General features: G+C 49.0%; 16 protein-coding genes. 5 read left to right on the forward strand and 11 right to left on the reverse strand.

Annotation, left to right across the window (positions count from 1 at the left end):
* Positions 1 to 31 precede the first annotated feature (31 nt).
* Entirely contained in the window at positions 32 to 2,191 is a 2,160-nt protein-coding gene (locus tag BLS58_RS05895; RefSeq protein WP_090396954.1) for a malate synthase G, read from the reverse strand.
* Between the two features lie 124 nt (positions 2,192 to 2,315).
* Between BLS58_RS05895 and BLS58_RS05900 the strand changes: the two genes are divergently transcribed.
* Positions 2,316 to 3,215 (forward strand): LysR family transcriptional regulator, encoded by a 900-nt coding sequence (locus tag BLS58_RS05900; protein WP_090396956.1) that lies wholly within the window; start codon positions 2,316 to 2,318, stop codon positions 3,213 to 3,215.
* Between the two features lie 596 nt (positions 3,216 to 3,811).
* Positions 3,812 to 4,621, forward strand: coding sequence for an L-lactate permease (locus BLS58_RS05910; protein ID WP_090396961.1), 810 nt, complete (start codon positions 3,812 to 3,814; stop codon positions 4,619 to 4,621).
* Here the strand turns inward: BLS58_RS05910 and BLS58_RS05915 are convergent.
* From BLS58_RS05915 to BLS58_RS05935, 5 genes are all read right to left on the reverse strand, one after another.
* Complete coding sequence (locus BLS58_RS05915; protein ID WP_090396963.1) at positions 4,605 to 5,723, reverse strand: DUF418 domain-containing protein; 1,119 nt, start codon at positions 5,721 to 5,723, stop codon at positions 4,605 to 4,607. The two genes, BLS58_RS05910 and BLS58_RS05915, sit on opposite strands and share 17 nt — an antisense overlap.
* 182 nt (positions 5,724 to 5,905) lie before the next feature.
* On the reverse strand, positions 5,906 to 7,357 hold the full coding sequence (locus BLS58_RS05920) for an FAD-linked oxidase C-terminal domain-containing protein (RefSeq protein ID WP_090396965.1): 1,452 nt from the start codon (positions 7,355 to 7,357) through the stop codon (positions 5,906 to 5,908).
* Positions 7,350 to 8,705: a (Fe-S)-binding protein gene (locus BLS58_RS05925; RefSeq protein WP_090396967.1), complete on the reverse strand. Its 1,356-nt coding sequence runs from the start codon at positions 8,703 to 8,705 to the stop codon at positions 7,350 to 7,352. The genes BLS58_RS05920 and BLS58_RS05925 overlap by 8 nt, the downstream gene beginning before the upstream one ends.
* Position 8,706: 1 nt before the next feature.
* Positions 8,707 to 9,945 carry an FAD-binding oxidoreductase gene (locus tag BLS58_RS05930; RefSeq protein WP_176764633.1) on the reverse strand — a complete coding sequence of 413 codons (1,239 nt, stop codon included), beginning with the start codon at positions 9,943 to 9,945 and terminating at the stop codon, positions 8,707 to 8,709.
* Positions 9,923 to 10,621, reverse strand: a complete 699-nt coding sequence (locus BLS58_RS05935) for a FadR/GntR family transcriptional regulator (RefSeq protein ID WP_090396971.1) — start codon at positions 10,619 to 10,621, stop codon at positions 9,923 to 9,925. Before BLS58_RS05935 ends, BLS58_RS05930 begins: the two co-directional genes overlap by 23 nt.
* 123 nt (positions 10,622 to 10,744) lie before the next feature.
* Here BLS58_RS05935 and BLS58_RS05940 point away from each other — a divergent pair, with 123 nt between their 5' ends.
* Together BLS58_RS05940 and yhfH are read left to right on the forward strand one after the other, a co-directional pair.
* On the forward strand, positions 10,745 to 11,398 hold the full coding sequence (locus BLS58_RS05940; protein WP_090396973.1) for a carboxymuconolactone decarboxylase family protein: 654 nt from the start codon (positions 10,745 to 10,747) through the stop codon (positions 11,396 to 11,398).
* 148 nt (positions 11,399 to 11,546) lie between these two features.
* Positions 11,547 to 11,705, forward strand: coding sequence for a protein YhfH (gene yhfH, locus BLS58_RS17195; protein WP_143018872.1), 159 nt, complete (start codon positions 11,547 to 11,549; stop codon positions 11,703 to 11,705).
* A gap of 93 nt (positions 11,706 to 11,798) precedes the next feature.
* Here yhfH and aceA read toward each other — a convergent pair whose 3' ends face one another.
* The 5 genes from aceA to BLS58_RS05965 form a co-directional block, all read right to left on the reverse strand.
* Entirely contained in the window at positions 11,799 to 13,088 is a 1,290-nt protein-coding gene (aceA, locus tag BLS58_RS05945; protein WP_090396975.1) for an isocitrate lyase, read from the reverse strand.
* Between the two features lie 607 nt (positions 13,089 to 13,695).
* Positions 13,696 to 14,052 (reverse strand): 50S ribosomal protein L20, encoded by a 357-nt coding sequence (gene rplT / locus BLS58_RS05950; protein WP_090396977.1) that lies wholly within the window; start codon positions 14,050 to 14,052, stop codon positions 13,696 to 13,698.
* 31 nt (positions 14,053 to 14,083) lie between these two features.
* The gene (rpmI, locus tag BLS58_RS05955) at positions 14,084 to 14,287 is read right to left on the reverse strand and encodes a 50S ribosomal protein L35 (RefSeq protein WP_090396980.1); all 204 of its coding nucleotides are present in this window, start codon (positions 14,285 to 14,287) and stop codon (positions 14,084 to 14,086) included.
* Between the two features lie 16 nt (positions 14,288 to 14,303).
* A complete protein-coding gene (infC, locus tag BLS58_RS05960) occupies positions 14,304 to 14,822 on the reverse strand; it encodes a translation initiation factor IF-3 (RefSeq protein ID WP_090396982.1) in 519 nt (172 codons plus the stop codon).
* A 369-nt stretch (positions 14,823 to 15,191) separates the two neighbouring features.
* Complete coding sequence (locus BLS58_RS05965; protein ID WP_090396984.1) at positions 15,192 to 15,407, reverse strand: hypothetical protein; 216 nt, start codon at positions 15,405 to 15,407, stop codon at positions 15,192 to 15,194.
* 138 nt (positions 15,408 to 15,545) lie between these two features.
* Here BLS58_RS05965 and BLS58_RS05970 point away from each other — a divergent pair, with 138 nt between their 5' ends.
* Complete coding sequence (locus BLS58_RS05970; RefSeq protein ID WP_143018873.1) at positions 15,546 to 16,379, forward strand: alpha/beta hydrolase; 834 nt, start codon at positions 15,546 to 15,548, stop codon at positions 16,377 to 16,379.
* Positions 16,380 to 16,548 lie beyond the last annotated feature (169 nt).

The following is a 16,548-nucleotide window of genomic DNA, read 5'->3' on the forward strand; positions in this document are numbered from 1 at the left end:
ACCAGCACCCGCACGGGTGCTGGCTTTTAATTTACCGATCGGATTGTTTCGCTTTTGCTTCCTGGCGGCGGCGATGCAGAATCGGTTCGGTATAGCCGCTCGGTTGTTCTTTTCCCTTGAACACGAGGTCACATCCTGCCTGAAAAGCGACGGAGTTGTCATAATCAGGGGCCATCGGTCGATAGTCCGGGTCACCGGCGTTTTGCCCGTCAACGACTTTGGCCATGCGCTTCAGGGTGTCGAGCACTTGTTGTTCGCTCACAATCCCGTGATGAAGCCAATTGGTTATGTGCTGGCTTGATATTCTTAAGGTCGCACGATCTTCCATCAATCCGACATCGTTAATATCGGGAACTGTCGAACTGCCTACGCCCTGTTCCACCCAGCGAACGACATAGCCGAGCATGCCCTGGGCGTTGTTGTCCAGTTCCACCTGGATTTCCTCTTCGCTCCAATTCTGCACGTGATCCACCGGAATCTCCAACATCTTTGCGCGATAGTTTCCATGCGTGATTTCCTCCTGAACGCGGGAGACATTGATGTCATGATAATGGAGAGCGTGGAGCGTGGCCGCGGTCGGAGACGGTACCCAGGCCGTGTTCGCGCCCGCTTTTAGTTGCCCGTCTTTTTGCTCCATCATTGCTTTCATCAAGTTCGGCATCGCCCACATGCCTTTGCCGATTTGCGCCCGGTCGCGAAACCCTTGCTTCACACCGATGCTTACGTTGGCATCTTCATACGCCTGCAACCAACGAGACGTTTTCATCTCATTTTTGCGGATCATCGGACCGAGTTCCATGGACGTATGAATTTCATCCCCGGTACGATCCAAAAACCCTGTATTAATGAAAATAATCCGTTCCCTGGCTTCATAAATACAGTTTTTCAGGTTAAGCGATGTGCGCCGCTCTTCATCCATGACCCCGACTTTAATAGCGTGGCGTTGCAATCCGAGCATATCTTCCACGCGGTTGAACAAATCATTCGTAAACGCCACTTCTTCCGAACCGTGCATTTTCGGCTTAACGATGTAAATCGACCCTTCCGCGGAATTCCGGTATTTCCCGTTTCCGAGCACGTCCTGCTTGGCAATCAAACTCGTAACCACCGCATCGAGGATCCCTTCGGGGATCGGTTGGCCGTTCTGATCCAAAATCGCTTCACTCGTCATTAAATGGCCGACGTTCCGGATGAACATGAGAGAACGGCCGTGCAGGGTGAGCGTTTCTCCCGAAGGCGCTGTATACGCGCGATCCGGGTTCAGCTTTCTCGTCACAGTTTTGCCCTCTTTTTCGAACGTCTTCGTTAATGTACCGTTCATAAGGCCGAGCCAATTGCGGTATACGTCCACCTTATCTTCAGCATCCACCGCCGCGACCGAGTCTTCACAATCAATGATCGTCGTGATCGCGGACTCCACGAGCACATCCTTGACACCGGCCGCGTCCCTATGCCCAATCGGATGACCGGGGTCGATCTGAATCTCAAAGTGCAAGCCGTTATTTTCGAACAGAATCGCTTCCGGTTTTTCCGCGTCTCCCTGATAGCCGATGAGCTTGTCACCAAAGTGAAGGCTGGCGGTTTTGCCACCTAAATCTACCTGGAGCGCTCCGGCAACGACTTTGTACTGCTTGACCTCTTTATGTGAGCCTTCCGTCAACGTGAGGACGTCATCCAGCCATGTCTTCGCGTACGCAACGACTTTTTCACCCCGAACAGGGTTATAGGAATCTCCCTGCTCCGCACCGTTTTCTTCCGAAATCACATCACTGCCGTAAAGCGCGTCATACAAACTACCCCAACGGGCATTAGCCGCGTTTAAAGCATAGCGGGCATTTTTAACCGGCACGACAAGTTGTGGCCCGGGTTGCCGGGCAACTTCAGGGTCCACATGCTCGGTTGTAATTTTAAAATCATCCACTTCTGTTTCCAAATACCCGATCTCGTGTAGAAAAGATTGATATTCCGTTGCATCATGCGTTTGCTTATTCTTATGCCACTGATCCAATTTTTCCTGTATGTCCTCGCGTTTTTGTAAGAGGGCAGCGTTTCGTCCCGAAAAATCGTGAATCAGCTGTTCAAAGTCTGCCCAAAATTGCTCTGCTGTCAAGCCGCTATCGACAAGGGCTTCCTGATTAATAAATTCATAGAGCGATGCGTCCACGGTAAGATTTCCGATTTTTTTACTCATTATTGCTCCAGCACCTCCATATAGATAAATTCCGCTTGTATCTATTATATAACAGGAGTACAATAGATAAAAATACATATTTGGAATGTATAATATGCCATTTAGTTATAAGGTGGGTGATCTTATGGACATCCGACAGTTACAATATTTTACCGAAGTCGCCAAACGCCACAGTTTTACAAAAGCAGCTGCCGCTTTGCACGTCTCCCAACCATCCTTGAGCAAAGCGATCAAAAACCTGGAAGATGAACTGGACGTGCCTTTATTTCACCGCTCCTCGAAACAATTACAATTAACGGATGCCGGAAAAGCCGTGCTCATAAATACGAAGCACGTGCTGGATTCTTTTCAGCATTTAACCTCAGAACTTTCAGACGTCATGGAATTGAAAAAAGGAGAGGTAAAAATCGGGATCCCGCCGATTATCGGCGCGGCTTTTATCGCCAGGCTCATCAGCGAATTCAAGGAACAATACCCCGCTGTTGACTTGAGCTTAACGGAAGTCGGCAGTAAACGCATCAAGCAGGGCATCGACGACGGCTCCCTGGACATCGGTTTTATCTGTAATATTCCGTATCAAAAAGACAGTTTTGAAGTGACGCAAATTTTGCAGGATCCGCTCGTGCTCGTTGCCCACCGTAATCATCCGCTGAGCGGCCATACAAACATACCGGTCTCGATGTTGGAAAATGAACCCATGGTTTTATATCACAGTGATTTTTCCCTGCATGATGCGATCATGGAGGAATGCCTCAAAAATGGTTTCTACCCGCAAGTCGTGTGCGAAAGCACCCAAAAAGATTTCATGCTGGAAATGGTCGCTGCTAATCTTGGTGTCGCCTTACTTCCCCGCCAAATCGCGAGTGAGATTACGGCATCGACATTAACGACCGTGCCGTTACATGATGCGCCGATTAACCTGGAGTTGGGAGTGATTTGGAAGAAAAATACGTACATGTCACGCGCCGCGCGTGCTTTCGCACAGACGTCGGAAAACTATTTCCGTGAACAACATACAAGGTAAAGTCAAAGTAAAACGATTTTTAAGGGAAATAAAAATCGCCTTTCTAAGACGAGCCCGAGGGAGATCACATCGCCCTCTCGGATTGGTTCGATCCCCGTCGTTCGAAGGATGACAACGTGCTTCTTGGTCCCTCTCGGAGTGAGATGCCCTGCCTTTGGGGTATAACAACGCGCTTCTGGTCCCTCTCGGAGTGAGATACCCTGCTTTTGGGGTATAACAACACGATTCTGGTCCCTCTCGGAGTGAGATACCCTGCCTTTAAGGTATAACAACACGCTTCTGGTCCCTCTCGGAGTGAGATACCCTGCCTTTGGGGTATAACAACACGCTTCTTGGCCCTCTCGGAGTGAGATGCCCTGCCTTTGAGGTATGGCAACGCGCTTCAAGTGTCATAAAGGTCGGGGCGATCTCCGTTCCCTCGGATATCCGCGAATATATTTGGACTTTGACGGAACCGTGGTAAACAACATACAGAGGGTTGACAATTTTCAGGCAATAATGCATTAATAGAGTAACTCTGTTTTGTAAGCGCTGTTAAAGGGGGTGAACAATGAGCGCGTTGCATGAAAACATAAAAACGAGGAGGTTTTTCACCGATGGACTTATGGGTGATGACTCTTTTAGCATTGTTCCCAATTATATTAATATTTTTCCTGATCGTATTGTTAAGGTGGTCTGCTAAAGCAGCGATGCCGATCGCTCTCGTCTTAACGGCTTTAATTGCTATCGTCATCTGGGGGGCGGAAGTCGCGCAAGTAAGCGCGGCCGTTATCCATGGCATTGTCCTCGCGTTGGAAATCTTATTTATCGTGTTTGGAGCGCTTCTCCTCCTGAATACGCTTAAAGAAAGCGGCGCCCTGCAAACGATCCGCGCCAGTTTTACGAGTATTTCTCCGGACCGGAGAATTCAGGCGATTATTATCGCCTGGCTGTTCGGTTGTTTTATCGAAGGAGCCTCCGGATTCGGAACCCCTGCGGTCGTAGCCGCTCCCTTGCTCGTTGCGATTGGATTCCCTGCCATGGCCGCTGTTATGGTTGCCCTCGTGATCCAAAGCAGCCCTGTTTCGTTCGGTGCCGTCGGGACACCGATTCTAGTCGGCGTCGGTTCTGGTTTAGAAGGACAGGAAAGCGTTATGGCCGCTTTGGGAAGCATGCCGTTTGATGAATTCATTCACTCTGTCGGAGCTCAAGTCGCTCTTACACATGGCCTGGCCGGTATCCTCGTTCCGTTATTAATGGCTGGGCTTTTAACGCGTTTTTTCGGTAAATCAAGATCTTTTTTGGAAGGTTTCAAAGTCTGGAAATTTGCTGGGGCCGGATCAAAAACCGACGGTGCGGAATTAATAGCCATTAATGAAGAGTGTCTTCCGTCGGAGACACTCTTTGCGTTTACTTCTTTAGTGTAACGCTTCTGGCATAGGTTCCCATCCGCCAAAGCCATTCAAACGGACCATAATAGAACTTTTGCAACCATAGATAGCTAACGATGATCTGTAAGATAAAGAAAAGGATACCTATACTCAGAGCAAAAAGATAGCTGGGTTCCGTCCATATGCCGAGTCCATCAAAAATCGTACTTCCGCTAAGCGTAAACAGACTTACGAACACAAGCGACTGCATAAGATAATGGGTAAACGTCATTTTACCGATGGCGTCAAAGGGCACGAGGGCATGTGCTATCACCGTTTTGCTCGTCCCCGCCAGGATAATGCCAAGAGCCGCCCCCAGCGCCACAACAAACGGATAAAAATTATCCAGATGATTCAGGAAAAGGGCGTCGACGTCATAATGAAGACCTGTTTTTCCTGCCAATCCGACCACAAGAAAAATGAATGACATGACCCAAAGGGGTTTTCTCCGTTTCACTGCCATTGAAAATAGGCCCACGCGATAGGCGTACATGCCGAACAGAAAATAACCCAAATGATCCAGCATGGAATCAAATTCTCCAAGCATATACTCCAGGCCCGTTAGATATTCAAAGGGGCCAAACAGATCTATGAACCAATCTCCCGGCTCAAGGTTATACCCTGTATAGGCGCTGAGAAAATCCATCCCTACCGCGTATCCCAACCAAAAAAAGAGTGCCGTTGCCAACAACCATCTCACCGGCCATTTTACAAATAATAACAGCACAAAACCGGCCGCGGCATACATCATCAAGATGTCTCCCGCCCAGATGAAATACCCATGAATGACGCCCACCATAAATAGGATAAACATTCTACGTAATAACGTGGGATAGGGATTCATGTCCTTTTCCCGTAATTTGTCATAAATGAGGATCAGACTAATGCCAAACATGAACGCGAACAACGGTCGCGCGCTATCCTGGAGTAAAATGGAAATAAATTTCTGTAAATTTTCATTGATAGCCGCTTGGCCTTCGACGGCTGTCCCGGCAAGTCCGGGTATATTTACTAAAAATATGGTTAATAAAGCAAATCCGCGCATTTGATCCAAAATCTTGATTCTCTGACCTTGCTGTTCTTTCTCTTTCGCTGCCATATGAATACCAGCTTCCTGACAAATGTCGTACCGTCTAGTGAAGTATAGACTCGCTTCGACCGCCTCGAGGACTTTTTCCTAAATCTGTGGTCGATGTTTGTGTAACCTGTAACGATTCTAGACGAAAACACATTAAAAGCGCAATGGCCCCACGCTAAGACTGGGGCCATTGCGCTTTTTTATTACCGCTGTTCGGCCACTTGATGGGCTTCTCCGCTGCCCACCGCCTGCTTCACTTCTCCGCAACGCGCGGGTTTTGGAAATTGTTTATCCAGGTTCAACAAATTGTGCGGGTTAAACACCGATCGCACCGTGATTTGCCGCTCGATTTCTTCGTCGCTGAACACCAGGCGCATATCCTCTTTTTTTTCAATGCCGACGCCGTGCTCACCAGTAATCGAGCCGCCGACGGCTGTACAGGCTTCAAGCGTTCGCGACCCTACGTCCAAGGCAAGGTCTGTTTCTCCTTCGTTGCGGGCGTCGAACAAGATGAGCGGATGAAGATTACCATCGCCGGCATGAAAAACATTGGCTATTCTTAATCCCGACTCCGCACTGATATCAGCAATGTGCGCCAACACCTCCGACAGACGACTGCGTGGGATCACCCCGTCCTGCACGAGATAAGCCGGGGAAATCGCACCCATGGCTCCGAAAGCCGTCTTGCGATTCGCCCACCAGCGCCCGCGTTCGCGATCGTTTTTGGCTACTTTTATATCGACGACATTGTGCCGCTCGCAGACGCTCACCATCTCCTCGATTTGCTCTTCAATACCGGTGGCGATTCCATCTACTTCCATGATGAGCACCGCTTTGGACCCTTCCGGGTGGCCGACCGGATTGGTTGCTCGCTCCACCCCTTGTATCGCGATTTCATCCATCATTTCAATCGCTGCCGGAACAATACCGGCTGCGATAATACCCGACACCGCGTAACTGGCATCTTCCACGGAATCAAAATACGCCATCGCCGTTTCTTCCGCTTCCGGATTTTTGAGAATACGAACGGTAATGGAGGTGACAATGCCGAGCGTGCCTTCGGAACCGGTTACAAGCCCCATTAAATCGTATCCGGGTGCATCCGGGACTCCGCCAATTTCTACGATTTCACCATTATGCAAGACCACTTCCAAACCAAGAACGTGATTCGTCGTCACGCCGTACTTTAAACAATGGGCGCCACCCGCATTTTCGGCTACGTTTCCGCCAATCGTGCAACAGGCCTGGCTGGAAGGATCAGGCGCATAATAGAACCCTTTATGCGTGATCGAGTTGGTGAGTGTAAGATTAATATAGCCGGGTTGCACGACCGCTTCCCGGTTGTCGTAATCGACGTCGAGCAACCGCTTCATGCGCACGAGGCTAATGATGACTTCACCGCCGAATGGTGTTGCCCCACCACTTAGCCCGGTACCGGCCCCGCGGGGGATAAAAGGAATTTCATGTTCATGCAGCCATTTTACCACGCCGGACACTTCTTCGGTCGATGACGGAAAAACCACCGCGAGCGGCATCCCACGATAGACGGTCAGACCGTCACATTCATACGTCAGCAAATCTTCCTTACGGTGAAGCACCGCATCGTCTCCAAGTTGGCGGATCATTTCCTCAACCATTTCCGCTTTCTCAGTCATCAGTCTCGCCCCCTTCCAATTGATAAGCCCAATCGAGCAGTTGCATCGTATGGACAATCGCCTCATCACGGCCGTGATTCATGACGCCCATTGCCATTTGCAACATACAGCCGGGGTTCCCCATCGAAATCATTTCCACATCGTCCGGTACTTCCTCAATTTTGCGATCCAGGAGACGACCGGCCATATCAGGATGGGTAATGTTATAAATACCCGCGCTCCCGCAACAACGGTCCGCATTTGGCAAGGGAACCATCTCTACGCCCGGAATGTCCTCCAACAAGTCCCGCGGTTCATCCCAAACCCCCTGGCCGTGCGCGAGGTGGCACGCATCGTGATACGTCACCCGTTTTCGCAGCTCCGCTTCTGGCGCTCTGTAGCCATAATCATATAAATATTTGGATACATCCAGGACTTTCTCGGCAAACCGTTCGGCTTTTTCGCGGTATTCATCATCATTTTGCAAAAGCTCCGGATACTCCCGCAAGGCACAGCCGCACCCGGCCGCATTCACCACAACATGATCGGCATCCGCCTCGAGAAACGTATCGATATTTTCACGTGCGAGCTTTTTGCCCATCTCCCGATCGCCGGCATGCACGTGGAGAGCACCACAACATTGTTGCTGCTTCGGCATCTCAACGCTGTGGCCATTCTTCGTTAACACCCGCACCGTCGCCTCGTTAACATCGCTGTACATAACATCCATGATGCAGCCCGTAAACATCGATACGCTGCCCTTTTGCTCGCCTTCGGCTGGAATTCGTTCCGGATGGGTTTTCAAAACCGGGCGTCCAACGTCCGGCATAATCGCTTCCATCGCTCCGAGGTGATCAGGCAAAACTTTCTTCGCTCCACTCTTGCGAACGACCGTCTGCGCGCCACTTTTTTGGTAGATTTTCGTCAACATCCCTAACGTGTGTAAGCGCTTCGTATGCGGAAACACCCCGCGCAGGAAAAAGCGGCTCACCAAGCCTTGCCAGCCTTTCAAGGGCCTCGCTTGCCGGACTTGCCCACGGGCCTCTTCAATCAAAGCGCCCACTTGCACCCCCGCCGGACACGCTGTTTCACAAGCGCGGCAATCCAGGCACGTAAACATCGGATCCTCAAACGCTTCGTTAATGTCGATCTTCCCTTCCGCAACAGCCACAATCGAGTGAATGCGCCCGCGGGGAGACTGATGTTCATGTCCGAGCTCCTGATAAGTCGGACACGCCTCCAGACACAAACCGCAATGCACACACGCCGAGAACTTATCTTCGTCAGGCGGATCTTCCCACAAATAATTGCCCACCGGCGGTTCATTTTTTTTCACAACCAAATTTGCCAGACTCGGTTCCGTCGTCATCTTATATCCCTCCCACAAATCTTCTTGGATTTAAAATCGCCTGCGGATCCAGCTGCTTTTTGATCCCTTCAAGCAGGGAAAAATAAGACGGTTTCGTCCCCCAGACACCGATGGTCTTTCTAAAAGCAAGCGGCGCGTGGGTAAGGATCGCATAGCCCCCGTCTTCCTCACACACCTTTCGCAAGTCTTGCACGAAAGATTGCACGGCGCCTTCTTCTCCTTTGACATAGGCTCTGCTAATGCCATGGCCTGCGCCACCGTGGGCAAAGACTTGCAGATCCCGCCATTGTTGTAACCGGCTGCAATTTTCCACACGTTCAAGCACTTGCAAATTTTTACTGCCCATTTTTACATGCACGACAGTCTCATCGTCATCTATGGAAAAATGGGCAAACGTTCGCCAAAAATCATCGACCTCTTCTTCCCGGAAAACCGTAAGTTCCGCCCCCACCGGCACATGGTCATATACCCATTTTTCCTGATACTGCACCGCTTTTTGCACGTCTTCAAAAGTAATCAGCAAGCTGTATCCCTCTTTATTCAAGAGGGCATTTGTGAGGCTTGGATTCATATATTCCAAAGTAACCGGTTCAAGATGAGTATCGAGCAATTCCGTTATAAAAGGTTTAACAGCAGATTCAACCCCTTCCGGAAATGTCAATACACACATGCTTTGATCCTTCGGAAGCGGGCGTAACTTCAACGTGACTTCCGTTATAACGCCGAGCGTTCCCATCGACCCAATGAACAATTTATTCATGTCATAGCCGGCGACGTTTTTGACGACTTTCCCGCCCGAACGCAGGATCTCTCCATTCGAATGCGCGACATGAAGACCGATGACATGATCACGCGCGGAGCCGTATAACATCCGTTTCGGACCGCTGTCATTGGCCGCGATCACCCCGCCGATCGTCGCCTGGGCGGGAAAAGAGGGATCGAGTGGTACCATCTGATTATGTTCGCGAACGGCATCGATAATCGTTTGTATTGTCGCCCCCGCCTGAACGGTAATGGTCATGTCTCCGGGTGAGTACTCGATTACTTCCGCAAGGTTTGCGGTTGATAATAAAAGGTCAGCCTCACCCCCTTCTCCGCCAAATCCTTGTTTAGTCCCCCCGCCGACCGGAATAACCGTTTGCCCTGTTTCGTTCGCTTGCCGTAAAGTTTCAGCAACTTCTTCAGGCGATTCAGGAGATACATAGTCTCGAGCTCGATTACCAAGTGTCTGATTGTGCACGAATGTCACCCCTTTGCAAAAGCTCTTCCACAAACTGGAGATGTTCTTTCATCGCTGCGCTCGCCCCGTCTACATGCTGGTTTTTGACCGTTTCATAAATGGCGCGATGTTGATTTTGAATGGCTACGGCAGCTTCCATATCCGCAGCGATCATGCGATGACAGTCCATGAGCGCATCCTTCATATTTTTTGAAACGCTTTCCATTAATTGCACAAGTATGTCATTATCCGTCGCTCGCGCGAGTGCCATATGAAACTGGTAATCCGCTTCCCTGCCTTTTTCAAAAGCAAGCATTGCATCCTCCATCTCGGCCAGTTGTTCTTGTTCCCGTTTTAATGCTGCTTGTTCCGCGATGCCGATTTCCATCATTTTGCGGACCATATACAAGTCCTGAATCGATTTGGCATCAGTCAACGGAAAAGCGCCAAACGTCTCCCAGTGACGGGAATCACAAACATACGTCCCTTCTCCCTGCACGACTTTCACCATGCCTTTTCCCTTTAAAACTGCGATCGCATCACGCACCGCGGAACGACCGACCTCGAATTGCTCGGTAAGCTCCCGTACCGATTGCAGTTTTTCCCCCGCGGAAAGACGACCGTTCATAATCGATTGCTCCAGTTGTTCGGCGACCTGTTCCGAAATCTTGCGCGTGGGAATCTTTTGAATGTTCATCGCCTGCCCCTCTCACTTGTCAGTTATCTGATATGTGATCTCCATTCTATTACAAATTATTCGAAAAATGAAGGGAAAAATGATAAAATAAAAAAATAATGACAAAAAGGCAGGGATTTGTACATGAGTGAAAGCTTATTCGAACGCTCCTATTTTTCCAGACTCAACGAGTTTTCCGACTTGGCTCCGGATATGTTCAGGGAGTTTATGACCTTTAACGAGGGTGTTATGAAACATGGCTCCCTTTCCCTTAAGGTTAAAGAGCTGGCAGCCGTGGCCGTTGCCCACGTTACCGGATGTCCCTATTGCATCGAACTGCACGTGACCAATTTGAAGGAGGCAGGCGGCAACAAGGAAGAAATGAGTGAGGCGATCCTGATTGGTACCGCTCTAAAAGCAGGTTCCGCCATAGCCCATGGCGTAAACGCCTTAAATGCTTATGATGGGGTTGAAGACGAGACGCTTTTCAAACGGCAATACTTTGACCGGCTCGGCGAATTCTCCAAACTGCAGCCGGAGATGTTCAGCTCCTTTGTTGACTTTGATGGACAAGCTCTACGCCCGTCAACGATGAGCAAAAAAGAAGGCGAGCTCATCGCGGTCGCTGTCGCTCACACGACCGGTTGCCCCTATTGCATTGAGCTCCACACAAAAGCGGCCAATAAAGAAGGCGCGAGTAAAGAAGAGTTGGCAGAAATCATTTTCGTAGCCACCGCTCTGAAAGCAGGCTCAGCTCTTGCACACGGAGTCAATGCACTGAATGCTTATGATCGCTAATTGATAAGTCCTCACATCCCCACCGCCTCTAGCGGTGGGTTTTTTAGTGGGCATAAAAATTTTTCTTGAATTTTATACAACAGATATTGATTTTATATATCTGTTGTATTACAATAATGCCAATACACAATAAGTGGAGGGTTTCCATATGAAGTACACGAACATCATCGAGGACACGACGAACGCTGTTTATCCCCCGACGTCAACAGAACCACGGACTTGCCATGATTGCGGAGAAGTGCTAAGCGAGGTGCCATACGCGTATTTTACACAGTGTCAAAAATGCATGCGTGACAATCACGAATAATTTAAAGTGACTCCACACATGGAGTCACTTTTTTCTGTTATATTACACAAAGAGGAGCCAGTGCTTTGTGCACCGACTCCTCTTTTCTTTATTTCAGCTTTGAAATTGAGCTGATTCCGTTGAGCCAGAAAGCGCGGTCGTCGAGGATGTTCCACTCGTAATCGTTTGTGCGACCTGGTCAAAGTAACCGGTTCCCACTTCTCTTTGATGACGCGTAGCGGTATAGCCGTCTTTTTCCGCGGCAAACTCTGCTTGTTGCAATTCAGAATATGCGCCCATGCCTCTTTCCTTGTACCCGCGGGCAAGTTGGAACATGCTGTGGTTAAGGGCATGGAAACCGGCAAGGGTGACGAATTGAAATTTGTAACCCATTTTGGCGATCTCTTGCTGGAACGTTTCGATCGTGTCTTTATCCAGATTGCCTTCCCAGTTAAAAGATGGTGAACAGTTGTAGGCAAGCATTTGCTCCGGATATTTTTCGTGAATGGCATCGGCAAACTTTTGCGCTTCTTCCAAATTCGGCGTGGACGTTTCGCACCAGATTAAATCGGCATAAGGCGCATACGCCAATCCGCGTGCAATCGCCTGGTCGATGCCGGCGTTCGTGCGGTAAAAGCCTTCATCCGTGCGTTCACCGGTAATAAACTCGGCATCGGCCGGGTCTACGTCATTCGTGATCAAATCGGCGGCATCCGCGTCTGTACGGGCGAGCAACAGCGTTGGCACGCCCGATACATCAGCGGCTAGCCGGGCAGAGACGAGGTTTCTTACTGCATTTTGAGTTGGAATCAGCACTTTACCGCCAAGATGGCCGCATTTCTTTTCCGATGCCAGTTGATCCTCGAGATGGACCCCGGCAGCACCGGCCTCGATCATCGCTTTCATAAGTTCAAAAACATTGAGCTGACCGCCGAACCCTGCTTCCGCATCGGCAACGATGGGGGCAAAATAATCGATATCGCCTTCGTCTTCCATATGCTGAATTTGATCGGCGCGCATGAGGGCATTATTGATCCGTTTCACGACGTTCGGGACGGAATTCGCCGGATAAAGGCTTTGATCCGGATACATTTCACCGGCGAGATTGGCATCGGCCGCCACTTGCCAGCCGCTCAAGTAAATGGCATTCAATCCGGCTTTCACTTGTTGCACTGCCTGGTTTCCGGTAAGGGCACCTAATGAATTGACGTAAGGTTCATTTTTCAAACTGTCCCAAAGTTTCTCCGCGCCTTTTCGTGCCAACGTGTGTTCAATCTGAAGGGAACCGCGTAAGCGAACCACATCTTCGGCTGAATACGGACGCTCCACTCCCTGCCAACGTTCCTCCGTTTCCCATTGTCTGTTTAATTCATCCACCTGCTGTTGGAATGATGGTTGTGCCATGCCTTCATTCTCCTCTCCTCAATTCTGTATTATCACAGTAAATAACTTATGTATTTAATATATAACAGTATTGGATTTTATGCAACCCGTTATATAAAAATTTTTTGTTCTTGACAGTCCTCATGTATGGAGCTTTTTTCGGACAATTTTTACCGCTCGCACAGTCGATTTGTCTAAATAAACCCCTATTTCGGACATTTTCTTGCCGATCGAACCCGGTTGTGTCCGTATGGATCTCTCATTCGGACACTTTTTGCTACTCAGCCCTTTCATTTGGCCGAATGAACGCCCGATCATATTGTTGATTTGTCCGTATCGATCGTTCGGCTATTTTGCCCCTACGATAGACTGGGACAGGTAGGAATCCCTAGTGAGCCGCCCTCATTTAACGAAGGCCAGGGGGTGAAAAGATCGCCATTACATGTATCCAGAATATGTATCAAAAGTTACAGCTTTGCCATCGAATGCCATGCAAGACCTATAAAGAAAACTTGGCTTATCGCCAAGCATGGCGAAAGCCTTAGTTGCACTTATGCATGATAAGAAAGTTTTATATTTTCTTATCTGCCAAAAAACGCGAACCCCGATTCAGGGTCCGCGCTTCTTTTTAGTTCAGTTCCGCTTTAGCTTTTTCCGCGAGGTCTGCAAAAGCATCTTTATCATTTACAGCCAGGTCGGCGAGCATTTTACGGTTGATGTTAATGTCCGCTTGTTTCAATCCGTGCATGAGGCGGCTGTAGGAAAGGCCGTTCAAGCGTGCCGCTGCATTAATTCGTGTAATCCATAATTTACGGAAATCACGCTTGCGCTGACGGCGGTCACGGTAGGCATACTGAAGTGATTTTCTCACTTGTTGCTGAGCTGTACGAAACAGGCGATGTTTCGAACCATAATATCCTTTGGCCAGTTTTAAAACCTTTTTGCGACGATTGCGGGCGACTGTACCACCTTTAACTCTAGGCATCGTCGATCCCTCCTATTCATTTACGTTTGTTTCACTTTTTCTTATATGGGAGCATGGGTTCTACACGCTTTTGGTCGCTTTTGTCCATAACTGAGTCTTTTCGCAACTGACGCTTTTGTTTTTGCGTTTGATTACGTGCCAAGTGACTGGTAAATGCATGATCACGCTTCAACTTGCCACTGCCTGTACGCTTAAAACGCTTGGCTGCTCCACGATGTGTTTTCATTTTCGGCATGATGAACTCCTCCTTACTACGATTTCTTCTTATCCTTATCTGGTTTGGGAGCAAGCATCACAAACATGCTGCGCCCTTCCATTTTCGGTTTTGTTTCGACCGCTCCGACATCCTCACATTCTTCTGCCAGACGCTCCAATAACTCGCGGCCGATGGATGAATGCGTAATGGCGCGACCGCGGAAACGAATCGCTGCTTTTACCTTGTCACCTTTTGACAAAAACTTGCGTGCATTACGAAGCTTCGTATTGAAATCATGTTCTTCAATATTCGGGCTCAAACGCACTTCCTTAACATTGATGACTTTTTGTTTCTTACGCGCTTCCCGCTCTTTCTTTTGCTGCTCATATCGATATTTCCCATAATCCATGATACGGCAGACCGGCGGGTTGGCATTTGGCGCGACGAGAACGAGATCCAGTTCAGCTTGTTCCGCACGTTCCAGCGCTTCCCGTTTCGATTTAATCCCCACTTGTTCCCCATTCGCGTCAATGAGTCGAACCTCGCGGGCGCGAATCCCGTCATTAAGCTTCATATCCTTACGAATAAAGAGCCACCTCCATTAGATTTGTGGTAAAGAAAACTTGGCTTATCGCCAAGCCTGGCGAAAGCCTTAGTTGCACTTATGCATGATAAGAAAGTTATACTTTCTTATCTGCTAAAGAAAGCAAAAATAAACCCATAGTGACGTGTCGACTTTTTATTGCAACATGCGCACAACAAAGCTCTGCACACATAAAAAGTGAGCGTCGCTTAAGCACACGACACCCACTTATCCCATACGATCCGTTCGATTGCGTACCAGTTAACAACCCGAAGGCGTCAATCAGGTGAGAAGCGGGCGCTTCTGCTTGAGTGCAACATGTTCAATTACTTATGATTATACTTGGTACAAAGGGTCATGTCAACTTTTGCGAAAGACCGAGTCGTCAGATCCCGCTTGTTGCTCATCGGCATTCTGAAAGCGCTGGAGACGTCCCCTTTCTTCTTCCAAAGTGGCTTGAATAAACCGGGTCAATCCTGGCGTATCTTGCTCTGCCAGAAAGGAAATGTAACGGGCACGTTCGTTACTATTAATCACGAGGGGAACTAAATCATGCTGAATGAGCAAATTGCGCATATTCAACTCTCCCAAGCTTTAGTGAAGTATACGATATCAAACGTCAAGACCAATGTAAATACGATCATCGATTGACAGATTGAGATCCTGCTATGAAAATAGCAGAAAAGGTCCCATGCCAATGACGGGGTGAACACTGTGAACTGGAAAATATGGTTTCGGAGGTTAGGCATCGTGGTACTCGTCGCTGCTTTATTTATCGGTCTGTTGTATGCTTTACAGGAACGATTAATCTTCCATCAGCCATCGCTCAGTCCGTCGGACGCTCAACAAGTGATCGATCAAAACGACCATGTGGAAGAAGTATCTTTTCAAAGTAAAGATGATGAACGATTACATGGTTGGCTTTTACATCCGCAGCAAAGGGAAAGCGAAGACACACAGTTGCTCATTTATTATGGCGGCAACGCCGAAGAACTTTCCATGCAGATCCCGGAAATGTCTGCGCATTTGGAAGACTGGTCGGTGCTGCTCGTTAATTATCGGGGATACGGCATGAGTGAAGGCAGCCCCGGAGAAGAGGTATTGTATGCCGACGCGCTCACCATCTATGATGAAATTCGGGATCAATTAGAAGGTGAGATTACTTCCACCGTGCTGATGGGCAGGAGCCTGGGCACAGGCGTAGCCACAAAAGTGGCAAGCGAACGCGAGGTGGACGGTTTAGTCTTCGTCTCTGCGTTTGATACATTTACGGAAGTGGCGCGCCTGCAGTTCCCGTTTCTGCCGGTTTCATGGTTGTTACAGCATGAATTTGACTCTTTATCCCGAATCAATGATACCTCTGCCCCCCTTCTCGCCATCGCGGGAGACAACGACGAGATCGTTCCTAAGGAACGATCCCGGGCATTGCTTGCAAACTATGAAGGAACTGTGCAATTCGAAACACTCGCTGAGCGAGGCCACAACGACCTGCATCTGGATGAGAGCTTCTGGCCGTTGATCCGGGAATTTTTAGATGGAGAACTTTAGGGCCTCCAGGCAAATCACCCGCACCTCGCGGATCGTCCATGACCCGGTTTGAGGGGTTAACTTGGAAATCATGGAAATCGTCCCTCTCGAGGGGACAGCTTTCTTGAGTGGTTTCACTCCACCCTTTTGATACCTCTCGGAGCAACGATTCTTACCTGAGTGGTTTCAC

The sequence above is a fragment of the Natribacillus halophilus genome, from assembly GCF_900100185.1.
In the GTDB taxonomy this organism is placed as follows: Bacteria; Bacillota; Bacilli; order Bacillales; family Marinococcaceae; genus Natribacillus; species Natribacillus halophilus.

Excerpts from the sequence above, each read along its gene's own strand:
- BLS58_RS05925 (WP_090396967.1), bottom strand. The coding sequence starts at position 8,705 with ATGACGACGGAACCGAGTCTGGCAAATTTGGTTGTGAAAAAAAATGAA.
- BLS58_RS05910 (WP_090396961.1), top strand. The coding sequence starts at position 3,812 with ATGGACTTATGGGTGATGACTCTTTTAGCATTGTTCCCAATTATATTA.
- rplT (WP_090396977.1), bottom strand. The coding sequence starts at position 14,052 with ATGCCTAGAGTTAAAGGTGGTACAGTCGCCCGCAATCGTCGCAAAAAG.
- infC (WP_090396982.1), bottom strand. The coding sequence starts at position 14,822 with ATGAAGCTTAATGACGGGATTCGCGCCCGCGAGGTTCGACTCATTGAC.
- BLS58_RS05940 (WP_090396973.1), top strand. The coding sequence starts at position 10,745 with ATGAGTGAAAGCTTATTCGAACGCTCCTATTTTTCCAGACTCAACGAG.
- yhfH (WP_143018872.1), top strand. The coding sequence starts at position 11,547 with ATGAAGTACACGAACATCATCGAGGACACGACGAACGCTGTTTATCCC.
- BLS58_RS05900 (WP_090396956.1), top strand. The coding sequence starts at position 2,316 with ATGGACATCCGACAGTTACAATATTTTACCGAAGTCGCCAAACGCCAC.
- BLS58_RS05935 (WP_090396971.1), bottom strand. The coding sequence starts at position 10,621 with ATGAACATTCAAAAGATTCCCACGCGCAAGATTTCGGAACAGGTCGCC.
- BLS58_RS05895 (WP_090396954.1), bottom strand. The coding sequence starts at position 2,191 with ATGAGTAAAAAAATCGGAAATCTTACCGTGGACGCATCGCTCTATGAA.
- aceA (WP_090396975.1), bottom strand. The coding sequence starts at position 13,088 with ATGGCACAACCATCATTCCAACAGCAGGTGGATGAATTAAACAGACAA.
- BLS58_RS05915 (WP_090396963.1), bottom strand. The coding sequence starts at position 5,723 with ATGGCAGCGAAAGAGAAAGAACAGCAAGGTCAGAGAATCAAGATTTTG.
- BLS58_RS05965 (WP_090396984.1), bottom strand. The coding sequence starts at position 15,407 with ATGCGCAATTTGCTCATTCAGCATGATTTAGTTCCCCTCGTGATTAAT.
- rpmI (WP_090396980.1), bottom strand. The coding sequence starts at position 14,287 with ATGCCGAAAATGAAAACACATCGTGGAGCAGCCAAGCGTTTTAAGCGT.
- BLS58_RS05920 (WP_090396965.1), bottom strand. The coding sequence starts at position 7,357 with ATGACTGAGAAAGCGGAAATGGTTGAGGAAATGATCCGCCAACTTGGA.